Annotated in this window: 20 protein-coding genes; 5 read left to right on the plus strand and 15 right to left on the minus strand. The window is 40.2% G+C overall.

Annotated elements, in window-relative coordinates; genetic code table 11:
* Nucleotides 1-41 precede the first annotated feature (41 nt).
* Nucleotides 42-836 carry a glycosyltransferase family 2 protein gene (locus tag AC6H0A_RS08535; protein WP_005639811.1) on the plus strand — a complete coding sequence of 265 codons (795 nt, stop codon included), beginning with the start codon at nt 42-44 and terminating at the stop codon, nt 834-836.
* Here AC6H0A_RS08535 and AC6H0A_RS08540 read toward each other — a convergent pair.
* From AC6H0A_RS08540 to ilvY, 8 genes are read right to left on the minus strand one after another with little or no spacing between them, the layout of a single operon-like run.
* Nucleotides 803-1,360 (minus strand): DNA-3-methyladenine glycosylase I, encoded by a 558-nt coding sequence (locus tag AC6H0A_RS08540; RefSeq protein WP_179230865.1) that lies wholly within the window; start codon nt 1,358-1,360, stop codon nt 803-805. The genes AC6H0A_RS08535 and AC6H0A_RS08540 overlap by 34 nt on opposite strands.
* Nucleotides 1,357-2,175, minus strand: a complete 819-nt coding sequence (gene aroE, locus AC6H0A_RS08545; RefSeq protein ID WP_179230866.1) for a shikimate dehydrogenase — start codon at nt 2,173-2,175, stop codon at nt 1,357-1,359. Before aroE ends, AC6H0A_RS08540 begins: the two co-directional genes overlap by 4 nt.
* 3 nt (nt 2,176-2,178) lie before the next feature.
* Nucleotides 2,179-2,730, minus strand: coding sequence for an L-threonylcarbamoyladenylate synthase type 1 TsaC (gene tsaC / locus AC6H0A_RS08550; RefSeq protein WP_179230867.1), 552 nt, complete (start codon nt 2,728-2,730; stop codon nt 2,179-2,181).
* Nucleotides 2,731-2,745: 15 nt separating this feature from the next.
* Nucleotides 2,746-3,282: a DNA topoisomerase family protein gene (locus tag AC6H0A_RS08555; RefSeq protein WP_179230868.1), complete on the minus strand. Its 537-nt coding sequence runs from the start codon at nt 3,280-3,282 to the stop codon at nt 2,746-2,748.
* Nucleotides 3,283-3,291: 9 nt separating this feature from the next.
* Entirely contained in the window at nt 3,292-5,208 is a 1,917-nt protein-coding gene (locus tag AC6H0A_RS08560) for an ABC transporter ATP-binding protein (protein ID WP_005639816.1), read from the minus strand.
* A 39-nt stretch (nt 5,209-5,247) separates the two neighbouring features.
* Nucleotides 5,248-5,565, minus strand: a complete 318-nt coding sequence (gene glpE, locus AC6H0A_RS08565; RefSeq protein ID WP_005639817.1) for a thiosulfate sulfurtransferase GlpE — start codon at nt 5,563-5,565, stop codon at nt 5,248-5,250.
* Nucleotides 5,566-6,444, minus strand: a complete 879-nt coding sequence (gene rarD, locus AC6H0A_RS08570; RefSeq protein ID WP_005639818.1) for an EamA family transporter RarD — start codon at nt 6,442-6,444, stop codon at nt 5,566-5,568.
* A gap of 31 nt (nt 6,445-6,475) precedes the next feature.
* Entirely contained in the window at nt 6,476-7,354 is an 879-nt protein-coding gene (ilvY, locus tag AC6H0A_RS08575; RefSeq protein ID WP_005639819.1) for an HTH-type transcriptional activator IlvY, read from the minus strand.
* Nucleotides 7,355-8,039: 685 nt separating this feature from the next.
* Here ilvY and ilvC point away from each other — a divergent pair.
* On the plus strand, nt 8,040-9,518 hold the full coding sequence (ilvC, locus tag AC6H0A_RS08580) for a ketol-acid reductoisomerase (RefSeq protein WP_179230869.1): 1,479 nt from the start codon (nt 8,040-8,042) through the stop codon (nt 9,516-9,518).
* A gap of 63 nt (nt 9,519-9,581) precedes the next feature.
* Here the strand turns inward: ilvC and AC6H0A_RS08585 are convergent, their stop codons facing one another.
* Entirely contained in the window at nt 9,582-11,234 is a 1,653-nt protein-coding gene (locus tag AC6H0A_RS08585; protein WP_179230870.1) for a phospho-sugar mutase, read from the minus strand.
* 235 nt (nt 11,235-11,469) lie between these two features.
* On the opposite strand from AC6H0A_RS08585, the gene dnaE reads away from it, so the two are divergent.
* On the plus strand, nt 11,470-14,949 hold the full coding sequence (dnaE, locus tag AC6H0A_RS08590; protein WP_179230871.1) for a DNA polymerase III subunit alpha: 3,480 nt from the start codon (nt 11,470-11,472) through the stop codon (nt 14,947-14,949).
* A 38-nt stretch (nt 14,950-14,987) separates the two neighbouring features.
* Here the strand turns inward: dnaE and ilvA are convergent, their stop codons facing one another.
* The 6 genes from ilvA to ilvG all read right to left on the minus strand — a co-directional run bounded on the left by ilvA (nt 14,988) and on the right by ilvG (nt 22,167).
* A complete protein-coding gene (gene ilvA / locus AC6H0A_RS08595) occupies nt 14,988-16,529 on the minus strand; it encodes a threonine ammonia-lyase, biosynthetic (protein WP_005639823.1) in 1,542 nt (513 codons plus the stop codon).
* An 80-nt stretch (nt 16,530-16,609) separates the two neighbouring features.
* A complete protein-coding gene (gene ilvD / locus AC6H0A_RS08600; RefSeq protein ID WP_005639824.1) occupies nt 16,610-18,448 on the minus strand; it encodes a dihydroxy-acid dehydratase in 1,839 nt (612 codons plus the stop codon).
* A gap of 34 nt (nt 18,449-18,482) precedes the next feature.
* Nucleotides 18,483-19,400, minus strand: coding sequence for a DNA cytosine methyltransferase (locus tag AC6H0A_RS08605; RefSeq protein WP_044232104.1), 918 nt, complete (start codon nt 19,398-19,400; stop codon nt 18,483-18,485).
* Nucleotides 19,400-20,290: a type II restriction endonuclease gene (locus tag AC6H0A_RS08610; RefSeq protein ID WP_005639826.1), complete on the minus strand. Its 891-nt coding sequence runs from the start codon at nt 20,288-20,290 to the stop codon at nt 19,400-19,402. The genes AC6H0A_RS08605 and AC6H0A_RS08610 overlap by 1 nt, the downstream gene beginning before the upstream one ends.
* Nucleotides 20,291-20,509, minus strand: coding sequence for an acetolactate synthase 2 small subunit (ilvM, locus tag AC6H0A_RS08615; RefSeq protein WP_005639827.1), 219 nt, complete (start codon nt 20,507-20,509; stop codon nt 20,291-20,293).
* Nucleotides 20,509-22,167 (minus strand): acetolactate synthase 2 catalytic subunit, encoded by a 1,659-nt coding sequence (gene ilvG, locus AC6H0A_RS08620; protein WP_005639828.1) that lies wholly within the window; start codon nt 22,165-22,167, stop codon nt 20,509-20,511. The genes ilvM and ilvG overlap by 1 nt, the downstream gene beginning before the upstream one ends.
* A gap of 248 nt (nt 22,168-22,415) precedes the next feature.
* On the opposite strand from ilvG, the gene AC6H0A_RS08625 reads away from it, so the two are divergent.
* Both AC6H0A_RS08625 and AC6H0A_RS08630 read left to right on the plus strand, forming a co-directional pair.
* Complete coding sequence (locus AC6H0A_RS08625) at nt 22,416-23,942, plus strand: sodium-dependent transporter (RefSeq protein ID WP_005639829.1); 1,527 nt, start codon at nt 22,416-22,418, stop codon at nt 23,940-23,942.
* Between the two features lies 1 nt (nt 23,943).
* Nucleotides 23,944-24,039, plus strand: coding sequence for a methionine/alanine import family NSS transporter small subunit (locus AC6H0A_RS08630; RefSeq protein ID WP_005629210.1), 96 nt, complete (start codon nt 23,944-23,946; stop codon nt 24,037-24,039).
* Nucleotides 24,040-24,190: the final 151 nt, after the last annotated feature.

Here is a 24,190-nt window from a genome sequence, read left to right on the forward strand (position 1 = left end):
GAAAAAATTTCGGCTAGTATAGCAAAAAAAGGATTGAAAATATGCCTACAATTAGCGTAGCGATGATTGTAAAAAATGAAGCACAAGACCTAGCGAATTGCTTAGATACCGTGAAAGATTGGGTGAATGAGATTATCATTCTAGACTCCGGCAGCACAGATAACACCAAAGAAATTGCGCTTAGTTATGAGGCGAAATTCTATGAAAATAGCGACTGGTCGGGCTTTGGTAAACAACGCCAATTAGCCCAACAATATGTAACCAGTGATTATGTACTCTGGTTAGATGCAGACGAACGCATTACACCCAAGCTACAACAGGCTATCTTAAGTGCGGTTAAAAATGATCAAGAAAATACCGTTTATGAAATTCCACGAGTGAGTGAAGTATTTGGGCGTGAAATTCGCCATTCAGGCTGGTATCCCGATTATGTGGTTCGTCTCTATCGCACAAATTATGCGCAATATAACGACTCACTTGTGCATGAAAAAGTGGAATTTCCTGCTGGGACAAAAGTAGAAAAATTGACAGGTGATTTAGAGCATTTCACTTATAAAAGCATTCATCATTATCTAGTGAAATCAGCGGGTTATGCAAAAGCCTGGGCAGACCAACGCCAAGCAAAAGGAAAAAAAGCCACACTTTGGCAAGGAATCACGCATGCGCTCAGTTGTTTTGTGAAGATGTATTTGTTAAAAGCGGGTTTTTTAGATGGTAAACAAGGATTTTTATTAGCGGTGTTATCAGCGCATTCAACCTTTGTAAAATACGCCGATTTATGGGAGCGTGATCAGCATAAACACTACCGAGTTTTGCAAGGACAATCATTTAAATGATCGTCCACTAATCCCATAGACTGCATAAACGCATAGCATGTGGTTTCGCCAACAAAGACGAAACCACGTTTTTTTAAGGCTTTAGAAAGAGCTTTAGATGCTTCTGTTTTAGCTGGTACAGTACGCAAATCAGGCACATCATTCACAATCGTTTTATGATTCACAAATGACCAAATAAAATCACTGAAATTTTCACCGCACTTTTCCATCGCCAAATAAGCTTTAGCATTTTTGACAATCGCTTCTAACTTGGCTCGATGGCGAATTAATCCTGAATTTTGCATACAAGCATCAATATCAAGTTCGGTCATTTTTACGATTTTTTGGGGATTAAATTGATGAAAGGCTACACGGTAAGATTCACGTTTTTTCAAAACCGTAATCCACGAAAGCCCCGCTTGCTGCCCTTCCAAACAAATTTTTTCAAATAGCTTTTGGCTATCGAATTCAGGCTTTCCCCACTCCTTGTCATGATAATCAATATAAATAGGTTGTTCACCAACCCAAGGGCATCGAGTACTCATAACATCTCCTTTTTAAGCTGTTCATAAACCGTCACAAAATCTGGCATTACGCCTCGCCATAAATGGAAAGAATGTGCAGCTTGCGCGACCAACATTCCAAAGCCATCGCTAACGTTGGTTAAGTCTAAACTTTTGCATAATGCAATAAATGGCGTGTCTTCGCCTTTCGCATATTGCATATCGTAAAAAGCGGAGCCTAATTTTAAAATTTCACCATTAACTGGGGCAATTCCACCACTTAATCCAGCAGAAGTTGCATTAATCACCAAATCATAAGTTTGTAGCGGAATAGCATCCATTGAAGCAGCTTGAATATTGCCGTAAGGCTGAAATCTTTCGGCTAATTCTTTGGCTTTCGAGAAAGTGCGGTTGGCAAGGAGAATATTTTGTTGAGCTTGTAAAAGTGGCAATAATACGCCTTTTGTTGCTCCGCCTGCTCCCAGAATTAATACGCGCTGATTTGGATGAAGCCAATTCAAACATTGTAAATCCGTCACCAAACCGATCCCATCAGTGTTATCTGCATAAAGTTTACCATCATCGAGTTTTTTTAGCGTATTACAGGCTTCTGCCAGTTTTGCTCGTTGGCTATATTCGTCTGCCAGCTGATAGGCACGTTCTTTAAAAGGCGAAGTAATATTGCAACCTTTCGCACCATCCTCAAAAAATGCCAAAAGTTGTTGTTCAAAAGCATCAAGATCACCTAATTTTGCAATGTATTCTATTGTTTGATGCATTTGCTCGGCTAACTTACTTTGAATCAACGGGGATTTACTTTGCGCAATCGGATTCCCCCATACAGCATAAAGATCCATAAATTATCCCTGTCTAAAAAGTTGATTTGTGCGCAAGTCTCGAATTTCGGATGGATTGAGTGCACCGCCCACAGTTTCATCTAATACTGGAAAATCTGCACCGAATTGTGACCGCACTTCATCGACGGTGCGACAAGGTGGCTCACCAGTCAGATTGGCGCTAGTCGAAGTTAATGCAAAACCTGTGATTTCACACAAAGCTTTCACAGACGGGTGATCGCACAAACGTACTGCAATGCTATCAAATTTACCTGTGAGAAAATGTGGGGTGGTCGATTTAGCTGGCACAATCCAAGTAGTTGGGCGTTCATATTTACCTTGCAGGCGAGAAAGCTGCTCATCGTTAATCTGCTCAAAATCGACAAAAGGACGGAAAAAATCCAAGCTAGGCGCCACCAAAATCAACCCTTTTTCCACTGGGCGTTGCTTCAAATCAAGTAATTTTTTTACCGCACTTTCACTTTGCGGATTACAGCCCAAGCCAAACACAGCTTCAGTGGGATAAGCAACCACTTGATTTTGTCGAAGAGTCTCGGCAATTTGTTCTCTATTCATTTCACTCTTTTACTTTTATTGCTCAAAAATATGACGGCAAGTTTTATTTACACACTGGAAAATTTGTTTTTCCCCATCTTCGCTTTTTAACAAAGAAAGTGGAAAATGGCACGTTGGGCAAGGCACGGTATAAGGCTTGGCAGGCAAAGAAAATTTACATTTAGGGAAATTATCACAGCCGTAAAAAATTTTTCCTTGGCGACCTCGACGAGAAATCAAATGTCCAGTTTTACATTCAGGACAAGTAATTTTTTCCTCAGATTCAGATTCTTCCCGCACCACAAAATCACATTCAGGATAATGGCTACAACCAATAAACATCCCAAAACTGCCTTGTTTCAACTGCAATAAATTACCGCACTTCGGGCAAATTTCATCAAGTGTTTTTAATACTTTATGTTCCGCCCGTTGCAAAGGACGCAAATAATCACATTCAGGATAAGCAGAACAACCTAAAAACAGCCCTTTTTTGCCTTGTTTAATTTGCAAAGGCGCACCACATTGAGGGCAATATTCCTGTTGTTTGCTATGATGAAAAAGGCTTTGATTCATAATCTGTCCTTATGCTTGAAGCATTTCTTCCAATTCTTCCTGTACGGTCATCCATTCCGTTTCTACATCATCTAATGCTTTCTTCACATCCACTTGTTGTGCCAAAAGTGCGGTCAATTTTTCTTTATTTTCTGCACTATATAATTCAGCATCAGCCAACTGATTTTCTATGTTCGCAAGCTCAGAAGAAAATTTATTCATTTTTTCTTCTAATTGCGCGATTTTTTTACGTAATGGCGCAGTTTGTTGGCGTAACTCTGCTTCACGGCGTTTTTGTTCCTTACGATTTTGAACCGAATTTTCATTATCACCCACTTTTTCTGAGACTTTATTTTCAGACGTGCTGTTTTGTTCATTCAGCCACTTTTGATAGTCTTCTAAATCGCCTTTAAATTCTTCCACTTTTTTATCGTGAACCAAATAAAATTCTTCCACGGTATTGCGTAATAAATGACGATCGTGAGACACCACCACCAAAGAACCTTCGTAATCCACCAGCGCTTCCGTTAATGCTTGACGCATATCCAAATCCAAATGGTTGGTTGGTTCATCAAGTAATAGCAAATTCGGTCGTTGCCAAACAATTAAAGCCAACACCAAGCGGGCTTTTTCTCCTCCTGAAAAGGATTTCACTGCTTGATTTACTTTATCGCCGTGGAACGCAAAACTGCCCAAATAATCTCTAACCTGTTGCTCCGTTTGCTCAGGCGCGAGTTTTTGCATATGCCACAGAGCAGATTCGTCTGCGCGCAAAGTATCTAATTGATGCTGGGCAAAATAGCCAAGTTGCACACCTTTTGCCAACTGCACTATGCCTGAAAGTGCGGTCAGTTCTCCCGCTAAAAGTTTAATCAAGGTTGATTTTCCCGCACCATTTTTCCCGAGTAAACCAATGCGCGACCCCGGCACTAAATTCAACTTAATTTTACCTAAAATTTCTACCGCACTTTCTCCACTACCATAACCCGCACTCGCCTGTTCAATCATCACCAACGGATTCGGCAAGGATTGCGGTGGACGAAATTCAAAAGTAAAAGGATTATCCACATAAGCTGGTGCAATTAGTTCCATGCGCTCTAAGGCTTTCATACGGCTTTGCGCCTGTTTGGCTTTGGTAGCTTTGGCTTTAAAGCGATCAATATATTTTTGTAAATGAGAGATCTTTTGTTGTTGCTGACGATACATCGCTGTTTGTTGTGCCAATTTAGTGGCTCGTTGCACTTCAAAGGAAGAATAATCGCCCGTATATTCGTTGAGTTTCTGATTTTCGATATGGAGGATTTTTGTCACAATTGGATCGAGAAAATCACGGTCGTGGGAAATTAATACCAAGGTGCCTTGATATTGCACTAACCAACGTTCTAACCAAATAACCGCATCCAAATCCAAATGGTTCGTCGGTTCATCAAGTAATAATAAATCTGATGGACAAAGCAGAGCTTGAGCCAAATTCAAACGCATTCGCCAACCGCCCGAAAAGGCTTTCACTGGCTGTGTTGTTTCTTCTTGACTAAATCCTAAACCATGCAATAAAGACGCTGCACGAGATTGAATTGTCCACGCATCCAAGGTTTCTAATTGCCCATGAATGCGCGCAATGGCGTTACCGTCATTGCGTTCATTTGCCTGATTAAGCTCTTGTTGCAAACGGCAATATTCACGATCCCCTTGGATCACATAATCAATGGCGGGAATATCCAATGCCGGCGTTTCTTGATTCACCCAAGATACCCGCCAGTTGGATGGATAAGTGACCTCGCCGCCCTCTGGTGTTAATTCTTTTTTTAATAGGGCAAAAAGAGAAGACTTACCACAACCATTCTTACCCACCAAACCGACTTTTTGTTTTGGATTGATGGTCGCCGTGGCATTCTCGAGCAATTCGGTTTGCCCTCGTTTTAAGGACAGATTACTAAATACAATCATGAATAAAATTCTTAATTCAATATATTTTTACAATTTAAATTAATATTCTCTTTCTACTGGTAAATTTGCTTTCTCCCAGCCATCAAATCCACCAATAATACTAAACACATTTTCATAGCCTTGTTCCACTAGAAAGGTCGCTACATTTTTACTGCTCACGCCATGATAGCAACTCACAATAATGGGGGAGTCAAAATCGACTAATTTTTCAAATTGCAAAAAACTTTGGTTCGTTAAATGAAAAGCACCTTTAGGATGCGAGTGGGTAAAGCGTGCATCATCGCGAATATCGGCTAACACCGCCCCCTGCTGGACCATTTCCCACGCTTGTTGTGGCGTAATTTCTTTAAATGACATTTATAAACTTCCTTTTGCGTGCTGTTTGTACACACCATCAAGCACAACAAGAATCATAGCGAGCACTAAACAAATAAAAAGCGGATAACTTTCGGCGTCAATTTGTTCACCGATAAAAAACGATACGAAAATCATCATAATGGTTTCCACATAGCCAAGTAAGCCAAGCAAATTCATTGGTAACATGTTGCTGGCAATCACATAAGCTATCAATGCCGTGCCACTAATTAATCCAAGCAACACAAGCAGCCCCCAAATATTAGGATTACTTTGTTCAACCACTGCGAAATCTGTTTGCAACGCAAAATAAATGCTAATTGGAATTAGGCTCAACATCTCTAAACAAAAAGAAGCGAGATCACTATTTTTTAATGCTTTTCGAACGGAAAAATAAGTGGTATAGCCAACACAAATCACAATGGCTTCCCAGGAAAGCCCGCCTTTTAGCACAATATTAGAAATCACACCCAATGCGGCAATTACGACTGCAATAAATTTGAACGTTGAAATACGTTCTTTAAAAATTAAGCGACCCGCTGCCACCATCAAAATAGGCAAAAGCAAATAACCAAAAGACACGCTCAACGAACTACCATTATTCGGCGCCCAAAGAAAAAGCCACATTTGAAACCCCATCAATAAGCCGCAAAATAGATAGGGCAATGCCAAGTGCGGTTGTTTTTTGATAAGTTTTAAGCGATGAATCAACGCATTTTTCTGCTTAAACATAAACACGGAAAGGACAACAAAGGGAAACGTAAAAATCATCCGATAACCGAAAATATCCGTGCCACTCAAAGGTTTCAACAGCGTAGAAAAATAATACATATAGCCAAATAGAAATGAGGCAAGTAATGAAACGAGAACACCTTTAAACATAAGAAATCCTTATTCTAAACAACTAATCATTCTATTCTAATATCGCCCAAAATGCACGGATTAAGGGCTGTTCTAGATTCCTTTTTTGGGTACAAATAACCAATTCAAAAGGCTCAACAGTCCTATCAAGATTAAGTCTGGAAATTTGATTATTCATTGGACTATTGTCAATGACCACATCAGGCAACATCGCTAATCCGAATCCCAATCCCACCATTGGAACAATCCCTTCATGCCCCGCAACGGTAGCATAAATTTTCGGATGTTTAATATGTTTCTCCCGTAGCCATTGTTCAATCCGTTGTCGAGCATGCCCTTCAACAGGGAAAATAAAAGGCATTTGCTGCCAATTAATGGGTTTTTCTTGCAGTAATTGTGTCGCCAAACAAGCCACACGCGGTGCAATTAAAGATAAGCTAATATCATCAATTTTATGAAATACCACGCTGGATGGCAGATTATTCGGCTTACCCGCAATAGCGAGGTCAACTTGTTGTGTTTGAATCAACTCTAATGCAAGAGCTGGATCGCCCGTCGTCAGTTGAATTTCCACTTTAGGATAACGCTGGCGAAATTCTTTAAGTACGTGCGGAAGATGGCTATAAGATGCGGTTACAGAGCAAAAAAGTTTAATTTCACCGCAAAGTTCATCTGATTCATCCTTGAGCTGTTGTTTAAATTGTTGCCAGTTTTGCCATTCTGTTTTAGCAAATTGCAAAAATTTCTCGCCATATTCAGTGAGTTTTACTTGGCGATTATCACGGATAAAAAGCGTTTTTCCTAACTCGTCTTCCAATCGTTGAATTTGACGGGAAAGCGTAGAGGGAGACATATGGTTTTGGGCGGCAGTTTTGGCGAAGTTTTGGGTTTCTGATAATTTGATGAATAAGTTGAGATCGTTGAAGTCCATAATGATATCTATTTTATTTGAGTCAGGGTTTCGCCTGACGGCGACCTACTTTTTCTTTGCTCGTGCAAAGCAAAAGTAGGCAAAAAGAAAACACGCCCTACTTTGCCTTACTTCCTGAAAAATTGGAAATTTGCTTAACGGAAATTTTCTGAACTCGCTACGCTCAAACAGACGAAAATTTCCTACAAATTTCCAATTTTTCAGGCGGCAAAGAAGGGAGCTAATTTGTTCTTTCTTCAATTTAAAGTGCGGGTAAAATTTAGCGTATTTTAAAAAAATACCAGAAAACTAACCGCACTTTTTAATAACGCTCTGATATATTCTGATCCCCATATAAATCGCCTTTGCGACTTTCAATTTTCAGGCAATTTGCGTCTGTTTGAGCGCAGCGAGTTCAGCAAATTGCCGTTAAGAAAATTGAAACAAAGCAAAGAACTGCGATTTAATTGGGGCGTGTTTTCTTTGCCTACTTTCTTTTACACGAGTAAAAGAAAGTAGGTCTCTCATCGAGCGAAATACGATGCCAATCCACAAAAAAACAACATAATTGCACAAATCGCAACGTTACATTCCTATAATATCACTTTACGCAACCACAAAAAACTTTATAATCCCACCCACAACAAAAAAATATGCAAACACAACATCATACAATTATTCACCTTACACAATTAAGGACAAGAAAATGACTAACTATTTCAACACATTAAATTTACGTCAAAAATTAGACCAATTAGGTCGTTGTCGTTTTATGGATCGCGAAGAATTTGCAGATGAAGCAAACTTCTTAAAAGGCAAAAAAATCGTTATCGTGGGCTGTGGTGCACAAGGTTTAAATCAAGGTTTGAATATGCGTGATTCTGGCTTAGATATTAGCTATGCCTTACGCCCTGAAGCGATTGTAGAAAAACGTGCTTCATTCCAACGTGCAACTGAAAATGGCTTTAAAGTGGGTACTTATGAAGAATTAATTCCAACTGCAGATTTAGTCGTAAACTTAACACCAGACAAACAACACTCTAAAGTAGTTGCTGATGTGATGCCTTTAATGAAAAAAGACTCTGCATTTGGTTATTCACACGGTTTCAACATTGTTGAAGTTGGCGAAGAAATCCGTAAAGACATTACGGTTGTGATGGTTGCGCCAAAATGCCCGGGTACTGAAGTTCGTGAAGAATACAAACGTGGTTTCGGCGTGCCAACATTAATCGCAGTCCACCCTGAAAATGACCCGAAAGGCGAAGGCATGGCGATCGCAAAAGCATGGGTTGCTGCAACTGGCGGTCATAAAGCGGGTGTTTTAGAGTCGTCATTCGTGGCAGAAGTAAAATCTGACTTAATGGGTGAGCAAACTATCCTTTGCGGTATGTTACAGGCAGGTTCTATCGTATGTTATGACAAATTAGTGGCAGACGGTAAAGATCCAGCATACGCAGGTAAATTAATCCAATACGGTTGGGAAACCATTACCGAAGCGTTAAAACAAGGCGGTATCACATTAATGATGGATCGCTTGTCAAACAGTGCAAAATTACGTGCATTTGAACTTGCTGAGCAAATCAAAGAAAGCCTTGGTTTCTTATATTACAAACACATGGATGACATCATCAGCGGTCACTTCTCTGCGACCATGATGGCTGACTGGGCAAATGGCGACAAAGACTTATTCGCATGGCGTGAAGCAACAGGTAAAACCGCCTTTGAAAATGCACCAAAATATGATGGCAAAATTAGCGAACAAGAATACTTTGATAACGGCGTATTAATGATTGCAATGGTAAAAGCTGGCGTGGAATTAGCTTTTGAAGCGATGGTTGCAAGCGGTATTTATGAAGAATCAGCTTACTACGAATCACTTCACGAATTACCATTAATTGCGAACACCATCGCACGTAAACGCTTATACGAAATGAACGTGGTAATTTCTGATACTGCAGAATATGGTAACTACTTATTCTCTAACGTAGCGACTCCAATTCTTGCAAAAGAAATTATCCCTAACCTTCAAAAAGGTGACTTGGGCGAGCCTACTCCAGTAGCGGAAATCGATAACATCACCTTGCGCGATGTAAACGATGCAATTCGTAACCACCCTGTTGAATTAATCGGTCAAGAATTACGTGGTTATATGACAGATATGAAACGTATCGCTGTTGCGGGTTAGTACTGAATTAAACCCAATAGCAATCCGCACGTAAAAAGTGCGGATTGTTATTTTTAGAAGCAATTAGCAATCTTGTTTGCCATAAACATCTTGGCGAAGAATGTGACGAACACCTTCATCAAATTCTGCTAATACGCGATCTGCATCTTTTGGATCTTTACCGCGCGCATCTAAGTAGAATTTAATTTTTGGTTCAGTACCTGAAGGACGAGCAATTAAGCGTCCGCCATTTTCCAAGTTAAATACAAGGATATCGCTTTGACGATCTGTTTTAGTATGGTCGATAAATTGTGCCACTTTCACGCCAGCGATTTCCGCTGGTGGATTGTTACGAAGTGCGGTCATTAATTTTCCAATTTCTGAAAGATCGCTTACTCGAATAGAGATTTGTCCACTCACATAAGCACCAAATTCTTTGGTAAATTCATCAGCATAATCCTCTAAAGTTTTGCCTTGTTTTTTCAAGTTACGCACAAGATCTAAGAACACGATTGCTGCAGAAATACCGTCTTTATCGCGTACTTTGTCTGGATCTACTAAATAGCCCAATGCTTCTTCAAAACCAAACAATAAGCCAGATACTTTACCGATATATTTGAAACCAGTTAAGGTTTCTTCTGATTGGAAACCATATTTTTTCGCAATTTCAGCGAGCGCAGGAGAAGAAACAAGTGAGCAAGCCAATGTGCCTTGTTTACCTTGATATTGTTTTGCTAAGTACCAACCTAAGAAACAGCCTACCACATTGCCATGTAGTGATTTCCAGTTGCCTTGTGCATCAGGCACAGCAACGGCTAAACGGTCTGCATCTGGGTCATTAGCAATGATAAATTCAGCATTCTTTTCTTTTGCCACTTTAATTGCTAAATCCAACGCGCCTTTTTCTTCTGGATTTGGGAAATTCACCGTTGGGAATGTGCCATCTGGCCAAACTTGATCTGCGACTACGTGAGGTTGTGGTAAGCCTGCTTTTGCTAGCGTTTTACTTAAAACTTCATAGCCAACACCGTGCATAGCGGTATAAACATAGTTAATGTCGCAAGTTGGCTCTTTAGCTAATGATGCTGTTTTTGCAATGTACGCATCTACTACTTCATCATTTAACACCACATAATTATCGCTATGTGGTAAATCTTGGATATTGCCAGCCGCAACTTTATCAATTAATGCTGCGATGTCTTTATCTGCCGGTGAAACGATTTGACCGCCACCATTTGCTTTACCTAAATACACTTTATAGCCGTTATCTTCCGGTGGGTTATGGCTTGCTGTTACCATTACACCTGCAGTGGTATCAAAATATTGGATAGCATAAGCTAAAACTGGCGTAGGTAATTTGCGTGGTAATAAATAAGCTTTTACGCCTGCACCCGCCATAATTTCAGCCGTGTCACGGGCAAAAATATCAGAGTTTTTACGGCCGTCGTAACCAATTACGATTGATGGTTCTTTATCGTAATCTTTTAAATATTCCGCTAAACCGACAGCAGCTTGAGAAACTAAAACTCGGTTCATCCCCATTGAGCCAGCTTGTAAACGGCCACGTAAACCTGCTGTACCAAATTGTAAGCGACCATCAAAACGTGCGTGCAATTCTGCTTCTGCCGCTTTATCTCCGCCTTTTGCGGCATCTAAAAGTGCGGTTAATTCTGCACGAGTTTCTGTGTCAGGATCTTGGTTTAACCAATTTTGCGCTACATGAAAAAGAGTTGTCATAGGATCATCCTTATTCTCTTGAAATAAATAAATCGCTGGTAGACTAGCCGAAATCACCCAAAATGGGAACGGATAATTATCAAAATTTTGATCTACTTAACATTTTTTGTTCACGCAATCGGTTATCCGAGCTAATTAGGAAAGCCGTTTGTTGCATAGGCATTTGTTTGAAAAATTCGCTATAATATCGCCTCAATATTTACGGCAAAATTTAACCGCACTTTAAGGATTTTCAATGTCATCCCAGCCTCGTTTCGTCCATCTTCGCACGCACACAGATTTTTCGATGATTGACAGTATCGTCAAAGTGAAACCTCTCGTGAAAGCTTGTGCTGCCAATGAAATGGTTGCGATGGGATTAACGGATTTTACTAATTTTTGCGGTGTGGTACGTTTTTATGGCGAAATGCTTTCTTCGGGGATGAAGCCAATTATCGGTGCAGATGTAAAAGTAAAAAGTGCATTGTGTGGCGATGAATACTTTGATCTTACTTTGCTGGCTAAAAATAATGAAGGCTATAAAAATATTACTTTATTGTTATCAAAGGCTTATCAACGAGGTTATAACGATTTACCTTATATTGATCAAGATTGGTTGATTGAACATCGCGAGGGCGTGATTATTTTATCAGGGGGGACGCAAGGCGATGTGGGTAAAAAATTGTTGAAAGAAAACGCTGCAGAAATTGAAAGTGCGGTTGCTTTTTACCAAGAATTTTTTGCTGATCATTTTTATCTTGCGCTTACTCGTACTGGAAGACCTGATGAAGAACGTTATATCCAAGCAGCTTTGAAATTATCAGAACGTTGTAATTTACCACTAGTCGCAACTAATGATGTGATGTTTTTGAATGCAGAGGATTTTGAAGCCCACGAAATTCGCGTAGCGATTCACGATGGCTATACTTTAGACGATCCTAAACGTCCAAAACGTTATACCCCACAACAATATTTCCGCAGCGAAGACGAAATGTGCAAGTTATTCGCTGACATTCCTTCCGCAATAGAAAATACATTATTAATCGCGCAACGTTGTAGTGTCACCTTGCGCCTTGGTCAATATTTCTTGCCTCAGTTTCCAACTGGCGATTTAAGTACAGAAGATTTCTTGGTGCAAAAAGCTAAAGAAGGTTTGGAAGAGCGTTTAGCTTTTTTATTCCCTGATGAAAAAGTGCGGTTAGAAAAAAGACCAAAATATGATGAACGCTTGCAAGTTGAGCTGGATGTAATTAACCAAATGGGATTCCCTGGTTATTTCTTGATCGTAATGGAGTTTATTCAGTGGTCGAAAGATAACGACATTCCTGTTGGGCCGGGTCGTGGTTCTGGTGCGGGTTCATTAGTGGCTTATGCATTAAAAATCACTGATTTAGATCCGCTAGAGTTTGATTTGCTATTTGAACGTTTCTTAAATCCAGAACGTGTGTCTATGCCCGATTTCGACGTGGATTTCTGTATGGATGGTCGAGACCGAGTAATTGAGCACGTTGCTGAAACTTACGGCCGTGGTGCTGTATCACAAATTATCACCTTTGGAACCATGGCGGCGAAAGCGGTGATTCGTGATGTGGGGCGCGTATTGGGGCATCCGTATGGTTTTGTTGATCGTATTTCGAAATTAATTCCGCCAGATCCTGGTATGACGCTTGCGAAAGCATTTGAGGCTGAGCCACAATTACAGACCGCGTACGATAGCGATGAAGAAGTGCAAGCGTTGATTGACATGGCACGCAAGCTGGAGGGCGTGACGCGTAATGCGGGTAAACATGCTGGTGGCGTGGTCATTTCGCCAACCTTAATTACTGATTTTGCACCGCTCTATTGTGATAATGAAGGTTTACATCCTGTTACTCACTTTGATAAAAATGATGTGGAATATGCAGGGCTTGTGAAATTCGACTTCTTAGGCTTGCGTACTCTCACTATCATTAAATGGGCATTAGATATGATTAATGCTCGTATGGTGCGTGAAGGCAAGCCTCGAGTAGATATTACCGCTATTCCACTTGATGATCCTGAATCTTTTGAATTACTTAAACGTTCCGAAACCACCGCAGTGTTCCAGTTGGAATCGCGCGGAATGAAGGATTTGATTAAGCGTCTGCAGCCTGACTGTTTTGAAGATATTATCGCGTTGGTGGCATTGTTCCGTCCTGGCCCGTTGCAATCAGGCATGGTGGATAACTTTATCGACCGTAAACACGGACGAGAAGAAGTATCTTACCCTGACGCAGAATATCAACATGAAAGCTTGAAACCTATTCTTGAGCCGACTTACGGCATTATTTTGTATCAAGAACAAGTGATGCAAATTGCGCAGGTGTTGGCTGGTTATACGCTGGGTGGAGCTGACTTATTGCGTCGAGCGATGGGTAAAAAGAAACCAGAAGAAATGGCAAAACAGCGCTCTGTATTTAAAGAAGGTGCAGAGAAAAACGGCGTAGATGGCGAGCTATCCATGAAGATTTTCGACTTGGTGGAGAAATTTGCTGGCTATGGTTTTAATAAATCTCACTCCGCTGCTTATGCCTTGGTGTCTTACCAAACCCTTTGGTTAAAAACTCATTTCCCTGCGGAATTCATGGCAGCAGTGATGACATCTGAAATGGATAACACGGATAAAATCGTAGGGTTGTACGACGAATGTTTGCGTATGGGCTTAAAAGTAACGCCGCCAGATATTAATATCGGCAAACACCATTTTAGTGTCAATGAACAAGGTGAGATTGTATATGGGATTGGCGCGATTAGAGGTGTGGGGGAAGGACCGATTGACGCACTTGTGACGGCAAGAAATGAAGGGAGGATTTTCAAAGATTTATTCGATTTATGCGCTCGTGTAGATTTGAAAAAAATTAACCGCCGTACCTTTGAAAGCTTAATTATGTCGGGCGCCTTTGATAAATTAGGCCCACATCGCGCCGCACTTTCTAAGAATTTAGAAGATGCGCTTAGAGCTTCCGATCAGCATGCGAAAGACGAAGCCATGGGACAAACGGATATGTTCGGTGTGCTGACTGAAACCCATGAAGAAGTGGAAAATGCCTATGCTAATACACCACCCTATACCGAAAAACAAATCCTTGATGGTGAACGAGAAACCTTGGGGCTTTATTTAAGCAGCCATCCTGTTAGCCGCTATTTGAAAGAACTTTCTCATTACACATCAACGCGGTTGAAAGATCTTGCACCAAATCGTCGTGGACAAATTAGCACTGTGGCAGGGCTAGTCGTGGCATCGAGAATTGCCATGACGAAAAAAGGCAATCGTCTAGGCATTGCAACATTAGATGATCGTTCAGGTCGCTTAGATTTAACATTATTTGGTGAAAGCCTAGAACAATTTGGTGAGAAATTACAAAAAGATACAGTGATTGTTGCTTCTGGGCAGGTGAGCTTTGATGATTTCTCTGGTGGCTTAAAAATGACGGTGCGAGAATTAATGACTTTAGATGAGGCTCGTTCTCGTTATGTCAAATCTTTAGCTATTAGTCTTTCTGAGCATCAAATTACACCAAGTTTTATTAAACAACTTAAAGCATTACTTGAGCCAGTGAGTGGTGGAACGTTGCCGATTAACGTGTATTATCAAAGTCCGAAAGGTCGTGCGTTGCTACGTTTGGGCGTGCAATGGTCGATTATTCCAACAGATGAAATTCTGACGGAATTAGTGAATTTACTTGGCGAAAGTGCGGTGGAATTAGAGTTTGAATAATATAAAGGCGTGAAAAATATCACGCCTTTTTTATAAGATTAACGTAAGAAATAACGATAAGATTTGCTTTCTGTTACATCTTCAAAAACATAATTGAGTTGAGCAAGTGCCTGTTCAAATTCTGCTTGTTCGCGTTCTTCAATTTGGAAACCAGCAAGGATATTTCCATAGTCCGCGCCGTGGGCACGATAGTGGAATAATGAAATATTCCAACGATTTTGTAACGTTTCCAAGAATTTCAATAACGCACCTTTTTGCTCTGGGAATTCGAACGTATATAAGCGTTCATTATCATTGGCTGCACGACCACCCATTAAATAGCGAACATGCGTTTTCGCAATATCATCATCAGACATATCTTCAACATCAAAACCATTTTTAGTGAGGTCTGCAATAATGTCTGCTTTTTCTTGCTCATTTGTCGTTCTTACCCCAACAAACACGCAAGCACGTTTATCATCTGTATAACGGTAACTGAATTCGGTTACAGCTCGGTTACCTAATACATAAGCAAATTTTAAGAAACTACCAGGTTGTTCAGACATGGTAACGGCTAATAAAGCTTCTCGGTTTTCACCAATTTCACAACGTTCAGATACATAACGTAATGTGTGGAAATTCAAGTTCGCGCCAGACAAAATTGCCGCCATATTTTGGCCTTCAATATGGTTTTGTTTTGCATATTTTTTCAAACCAGCTAAACCTAATGCACCTGATGGCTCCGCAACAGCACGAACGTTTTCAAACAAATCTTTCATTGCTGCGCACACTTCATCACTATCAACCAATAGCATATCATCAAGATATTGTTGGCATAGGCGGAATGTTTCGTCGCCAATGCGTTTTACGGCAACACCATCCGCAAATAATCCAACATGGGTTAAATCTGTTGGTTCGCCTTTGTCGAGAGCGGCTTTTAAGCATGCAGAATCCTTTGATTCTACACCGATGATTTTAATTTCTGGCATAAATTGCTTAAGCAAAATTGCTACACCTGCAGCTAAACCACCGCCACCGACTTGTACAAACACATAATCCAAATCTGCCACTTGTTGTAGCATTTCCATCGCTAACGTGCCTTGCCCTGCGATTACCAATGGATGATCGAATGGTGGAATAAATGTCATGTGTTTTTCTTTTGAAAGCTCAATCGCTTTTGCTTTGGCTTCATCGAAATTAGCACCGTGCAACAACACCTCGCCACCAAAACCATGCACAGCATCCACTTTAATGCTTGGGGTGTTTTGTGGCATGACGATCAATGCTTTTAAGCCTAATTGTTTCGCTGATAATGCCACACCTTGCGCATGGTTACCCGCAGAAGCGGCTATTACACCAGCTGCTTTTTGTTCTGCTGAAAGGCTAGAAATCATTGCGTAAGCGCCGCGTAGTTTAAAGCTATTTACTGGTTGGCGATCTTCGCGCTTGATCCAGATATTATTGTGCAGTCGTTCAGAAAGTTTTCCCATTTTTTGTAAAGGGGTTACTTGCGCGGCTTCATATACGCGTGAACCAAGTTTAACAATAGCGTTGATGTAATCTGATTGAGAGGGTTGAGGATTGGTGAGTAGGTTTTTCATAGTGTTTGTTTTGATGATGAAGTGCGGTTAGTTTTTCCTTTGTTTTATCCCCCTCTTATGAAGGAGGGGAAACCATTAAATTATTTTAATAATGTTTTATCGCGTACCGCACCTTTGTTCGCTGAGGTCGCAAAGTGACCGAATACTTTTAAAGCGAAAGATACTTCACGTTCACGGTGAGCTGGTTGCCAACCTTTTTGATCTTGTTCAGCTCTGCGTGCTGCGAGTTCATCATTACTGATTTCTAAGTTAATTGCGCGGTTTGGAATATCAATGTTGATAATATCGCCATCGCGAACTAAGCCGATTGCACCGCCTGAAGCGGCTTCTGGTGAAGCATGTCCAATAGACAAGCCTGATGTACCACCAGAGAAACGACCATCCGTTAATAAAGCACATTTTTTGCCCAAGCCCATCGATTTTAAGTAACTGGTTGGGTATAACATTTCTTGCATACCCGGTCCGCCTTTAGGTCCTTCGTAACGGATAACAACGACATGACCTTCTTTGACTTTGCCACCTAAAATGCCTGCAACAGCATCTTCTTGGCTTTCAAATACGATTGCGGTGCCGGTGAATTTCCAAATAGATTCATCTACGCCCGCGGTTTTAACGATACATCCATCTTCAGCGAGATTACCGAATAATACGGCTAAGCCACCTTCTTGTGAAATCGCATTTTCTTTATTGCGAATACAACCGTTTACACGATCATTATCGACGGTATCCCAGCGACAATCTTGTGAGAATGCTTGAGTCGTGCGGATACCTGCAGGGCCTGCACGGAAGAATTTATGTAATTCTTCATCTTGATTGCGAATAATATCGTATTGGTCTAGTTGTTCTCCCATGCTCATTCCAAGCACGGTGTGTGTATTTTTATGAATTAATCCAGCGCGATCTAATTCACCCAACAATCCCATAATACCGCCTGCACGGTGTACGTCTTCCATATGGTATTTATTGGTGTTTGGTGCAATTTTGCTTAAACAAGGTACTTTGCGCGATAAACGGTCAATATCTTCCATTTTAAAATCTACGCCTGCTTCTTGTGCTGCCGCTAATAAGTGTAAAACCGTGTTGCTTGAACCACCCATTGCGATATCGAGGCTCATTGCATTTTCAAAGGCATCAAAGGTACCGATTGAACGAGGCAATACGCTTGCATCATCTTGTTCGTAATAACGTTTGCAAAGCTCAACAATTTGACGACCTGCTTTTAAGAATAATTCTTTGCGGTCTGCGTGAGTGGCTAACATCGAACCATTGCCCGGTAAAGATAAACCTAAAGCTTCGGTTAAGCAGTTCATGGAGTTAGCGGTGAACATGCCCGAGCAAGAACCACAGGTTGGACACGCACTACGTTCAATGACATCAATTCGTTCATCTGACACATTCGGATCGGCTGCTTCAATCATCGCATCAACCAAATCTAAGCGGATTAATTGATCCGAAAGTTTAGTTTTGCCTGCTTCCATTGGGCCGCCTGAGACAAAAATTGTCGGAATATTTAAGCGCATTGCCGCCATTAACATTCCCGGGGTGATTTTGTCACAGTTGGAAATACACACCATCGCATCAGTACAGTGAGCATTAACCATATATTCTACGCTATCAGCGATCAAATCACGGCTTGGTAAAGAATAAAGCATTCCACCGTGACCCATTGCGATACCATCATCCACTGCGATAGTGTTAAATTCTTTTGCTACGCCGCCCGCTTTTTCAATTTCTGCGGCAACAAGCTGCCCCATATCTTTTAAATGCACATGCCCTGGTACGAATTGGGTGAAAGAGTTCACCACCGCAATAATCGGTTTACCAAAGTCATTTTCTTTCATTCCTGTCGCACGCCATAAGGCACGTGCGCCTGCCATATTACGACCTTGTGTGCTGGTCGCTGAACGTAGTTTTGGCATAAATAATCTCTCCGAGTAAAATTTAGGGTTAAATTTAAATATGTTTTTTTATTTCTTCTGCAATTGCTTTAATTACAGGCACACATACAGTATTACCAAACTGCTTATATGCTTGAGTATCCGAGACAGGAATTTTGAATTCTTCAGGGAATCCTTGTAACCTAGATGCTTCCTTCGGGGTAAGTTTTCTTGGGTTTTTCCCTGTTTGCTGAATAAGAATTTCACTACCATCTTTATAATATCTTGCTGATATGGTATTGGTGTAAATTGAATCAGCACTAAATAAACCATACCCAAAGCCTTTTCCATTTCTTTTATTGTTTTCTTTGCGACGCTGATGCCCAGCCCATAATTTATCGGAGATAGTATACCTGTCATCAACTTTCTCCTCTAATATATCGCCTACTTTTGTTTGTATATTTAGTGGCTTGGGAAACTCAAAATTTACCTTACCATCTAAAAAACCAACAATATAAATCCTTTCTCTATTTTGTGGAATCCCAAAATCTTTAGCTCTTAAAACATCATAAAAAACTTTATATCCTGCTTTTTCTAAATGCTCTAAAATTACTTTCAGCGTATTTCCTTTATCATGACCTTTTAATTGTTTAACATTTTCTAACAAAAAGGCTTTTGGTTTTTTTTCAAGTAAAATCCTCTCAATATCAAAAAATAACGTACCTCTTGTGTCACTAAAACCTTTTTTTAGTCCAGCTTGAGAAAAAGGTTGGCAAGGAAAACCTGCTAATAAAATATCATGATCTGGTACAAGTTTTTCATCAATTTGAGTAATATCGCCAAAAACAAATTCATCTTTAAAATTAGTTTTATAAGTTTGAATAGCATATTTATCTATTTCAGAACTAAAAACACAATCTACATTATTAAATGCTTGTTCAAAACCTAATCTTATACCACCAATACCTGCAAATAGATCTACTATTTTTATCATCATTTTTTCCAATATTTCATTATGTTAGGAATTTCATCAAGAAAATAACTTTCAAAATCAATGACACTACGTTTGTCTTTTAAATGTTTTTGATTTTTAACTTCATTCAATACAACTAACACAATATTGTGCGTTCCCATCTGTACAGCTTTATTATCTGAAATATCATTATCAACTGTAAGTAAGTAAATATTTGGTATATTTGAACGACTAACTTCTTCTACGACCTCTTGCCAACGCTCTCTTAATGTTGTTTTCATCGTTCCAATAATGGTTTTATCTCTCCTTGAATTAAATTCTGCAATCCCTGGTAAAACAGAATCTACTAATTTTCCTAAACCAAGATCAGTGAAAGTTTTTTTACCTACTTGAGCCTGTGAGTCAAAACTAAATGCTAGGTATTCATAAAGATAATAAATGATTCCTTCAAAAATTTTTCCAGCCCTTGAACGTCTAGATTGTGTATTGCTTAAGCATAGTTGATAAATATAGGGACTAATTGATCCCGTATATTCCCCAAGAGTATTAATCAGCTGTTCTTGAAATTTTGTCTTCTCTTGAATATTAAGCTGAAAAAAATGATTACTTAATTTCTCAATAAGGTTATGGGGTGTTTTAAATTTTTTACTTAATTCTTTAAGAATGACCCCATTAAATGCCGCCTCTTCTTTTAAAAATTCTTGATAAGAATATTCTCTTAACAAAATAATTGCTTTTGAAAATTGTTTCTTATTTAAGAGAGTAGAAATTTCCTTTTGATTAACTTCTGTTGCTTTCTTTGCCGTATCTTTAGGTGATGAAATTAATTCATCTCTTTTTTGCTTGATGAATGCCGAAAAGGTTTCAATTTCATTATCAGGGATCTTAATTAAAACATCTGTCAGATTCATTTATCTAATCTCCACAACATCTGGCAATTTCGCCAACTGATTCACTAATAGATCTAAAGCGCGGTCAGATTTTACGGTGATTTTTAACCGTACTTGGGTTTCAATTAGTGTCATGTCCATTGTTGTAACGGTAAATCCGCGGTGGCGTGCTACGCGTAAAATGCGTTCTAGTACTTCAGGACGATGGCGAGCGACGAGTTCAAGTTTATATTCATTCATTAGTTCATCTCCTCTACCATATCCGCGTTACATGCACCCGGTGGCACAAGTGGCCATACACATTCATCAGGTGGAATACATACTTGTAATAAATAGGCTGTTTTGCTGTTTAATAATCGGTTGAGTGCTGCATCCACATCATCGGCTGACTCAATACGTTCTGCAGGAATACCGAACGCATTAGCAAGCATCACAAAATCTGGGTTGTCGTCTAAAATAGTTTCACTGCGACGTTTATTCCAGAATAAATCCTGCCATTGACGAACCATACCTAAGCGTTGGTTATCCAGTAGCAAAATTTTTACAGGTAAATTGCCACGTTTGATTGAACCCAATTCTTGGATATTCATCATGAGTGAGCCATCACCCGTAACCAAAATGACTTCATCTTGAGGGCGTGCCTTTTTTGCACCCACAGCGGCGGGTAAGCCAAAGCCCATTGTGCCGAAACCTGCCGATGTAATGTAGTTCTCTGGAGCAAAATGCTTCATATGTTGCGCTGACCACATTTGATGCTGACCTACATCAGTACAAATTACCGCATTATTTGGTTTACGATTAGATAGGGTGTTGAGTAATGCCCAAGGATCAATCAGGCGATGACCTTGATTTTTAATATAAGTGAAATCTAATTTTGCTTTGAAATTTCTGATTTGTTCACGCCAAGGTTCAATATCAAGATCTTGTTTGAGTGCATTTAGTGCTTGGATTAAATCCCCTTGTAGGGCGACATCTGCACGGCGTAATTTATGAATTTCCGCTGCATCAATATCACAATGAATCACTTTGGCATGAGGCGCAAAAGTATCAAGTTTACCTGTTACACGATCGTCAAAACGCGCACCGCATACGAGTAATAAATCGCTTTCTTGCACGGCAATATTAGCAGCTTTTGTGCCATGCATACCAATCATTCCCATATACACATCATCATTTGGATCAATTACACCTAAACCTTTTAAAGTGGAGACTGATGGCATTTGGGTCTGGGCTAAAAATGCACGTAAGGCAGGAACAGCCTTCGCCATACCAACGCCGCCACCCACATAAAGCACTGGTTTTTTAGCATTTTTTAATAATTCTTTCGCTTCAGCAAGTTTATCTGCCGAAAGTGCGGTCGGTTTTTCGAGTGTTTTAACGTAGGTTTTTACATTCGCAGGAACTTCACCAATTTGAATATCGCGAGGCACATCAATAAGAACTGGGCCTGGGCGTCCGCTTTGGGCAATTTCAAAGGCTTCTGCAAAAACATCGGCTAATTCATCCGCACTTTGAACGATAAAGCTGTGTTTAGTACAAGCAAGGGAAAGTCCTAGAACATCCGCTTCTTGGAATGCATCCGTGCCGATTAATGGAGAGGAAACTTGACCGGTAATGGCGACAACTGGAATGGAGTCCATCATGGCATCACCTAATCCAGTAACTAAATTGGTGGCACCAGGGCCTGATGTTGCAATACAGACGCCCACTTTTCCCGTGGAGCGAGCATAACCAATCGCTGCGATGGCAGCCCCTTGTTCATTACGACAAAGTAAGTGATCTAAGCCTGCGTCATAAAGGGCATCGTAGGTTGGCATGATTGCGCCACCGGGATAGCCGAAAAGAGTCGTGACATGGTGTGCTTTCAGGCACTCCATGATGAGTTGTGCACCTGTCATTGTGTTTGTTTCCTGTTGTTTTTATTTTGGGATAAGTTCAGCATTGTAGCGAAATTTCGAGTCATTGGTAGGGCTTGGTGCGAAAAAAAAACGAAAAAATTGTGGCGAAAATTGGCTTGTTTTGAATGTTTATGTTCTTTTTATTAAAAAATTCGTGAATTTTTACCGCTCTTTTGGCTTATTTATTGACTGATGATTAGATTTCATTATATTGAAACTCTTTTCATTTTTACTACATAGGATAATTTATGGCGCACTCAGTCCAAAAAGCGCAAAAGCGTGAGACTTTTTCTGGTCGTCGTGCATTTATTATGGCCGCGATTGGTTCGGCCGTCGGTCTTGGTAATATTTGGCGTTTCCCTTATACCACTTATGAAAATGGTGGTGGGGCATTTATCATTCCTTACCTTATCGCGTTGTTAACCGCAGGGATTCCCCTTTTATTTTTAGATTATGCCATTGGTCACCGCAATCGTGGTGGCGCACCACTTTCTTACCGCCGTGTTAGCCCGCACTTTGAAGTGTTTGGCTGGTGGCAAATGATGGTGAATGTCATCATCGGATTATATTACGCTGTGGTATTAGGCTGGGCGGCAAGCTACACCTATTTTTCTTTCACTGGCGCATGGGGCGATAAACCAATTGATTTTTTCATCGGTGAATTCTTAAAAATGGGCGACATTAAAAACGGCGTTAGTTTTGAATTTGTCGGTATGGTAACTGGCCCATTGATTGCGATGTGGATTGTTGCGTTAGGCGTGCTGTCTATGGGCGTTCAAAAAGGGATTGCTAAAGCATCTTCTGTATTAATGCCAGTGCTCGTTGTAATGTTTATGGCCCTTGTGATTTATTCCTTATTCTTACCAGGTGCGGCAAAAGGTTTAGATGCATTATTTACGCCAGATTGGTCGAAACTTTCTAATCCAAGTGTGTGGATTGCGGCCTATGGGCAAATCTTCTTCTCTCTTTCTATCGGCTTTGGGATTATGGTGACTTACGCCTCTTATCTTAAAAAAGAATCCGATTTGACTGGTAGCGGCTTGGTTGTAGGTTTTGCTAACAGTAGCTTTGAAGTGTTAGCGGGTATCGGCGTATTTGCAGCATTAGGTTTTATTGCTACTGCGCAAGGTCAAGAAGTTAGCGAAGTGGCAAAAGGCGGAATTGGTTTAGCATTTTTTGCGTTCCCAACCATCATCAACAAAGCACCATTTGGTGAAGTATTAGGCGTATTGTTCTTCGGTTCACTAACCTTTGCTGCATTGACTTCATTCATCTCAGTAATTGAGGTAATTATTTCCGCAATTCAAGATAAAATTCGTATTAGTCGTGGGAAAGTAACGTTTATCGTGGGAGTACCAATGATGTTCGTTTCTGTCATTTTATTTGGTACGACAACTGGCTTACCAATGTTAGATGTGTTTGATAAATTCGTAAACTATTTCGGTATTGTTGCCGTAGCATTTGCTTCTTTAATTGCGATTGTGGCAAATGAAAAACTCGGTTTATTGGGTAATCACTTAAACGAAACGTCATCTTTCAAAGTTGGTTTCTTATGGCGTTTATGTATTGTATTAACGAGTGGTGTTTTAGCCTTCATGCTTTTCAGCGAAGGGGCAAAAGTCTTCTCTGAAGGTTATGAAGGTTATCCAAACTGGTTTGTAAACACCTTTGGTTGGGGGATGTCCATTAGCTTACTTGTCGTGGCATTCTTCCTTTCTCGCTTAAAATGGAAAAGCGAAACCAAGTTAACCATTGATGAAACTAAAGGAGAATAAAATGAGTACTGGTGCAATTATTATGATGATCGTGTCTCTCGCTTTGGTATGGGGTGGATTGGTTTACGCCCTGATTCGATTACCAAAAGAAGAATAATCATAAATCTGACCGCACTTTGATCTGTCTCCAAAATTTGGACTAAATAATCAATTGATTAAGGTGTAGGTTATTAACAAACATTATTCGATATTATTTAAGGGGCTGAATCAGATTAACATAATTGCTAATCTACTTCAGCCTCTGATAT

Source organism: Haemophilus sp. THUN1692 (assembly GCF_059704395.1).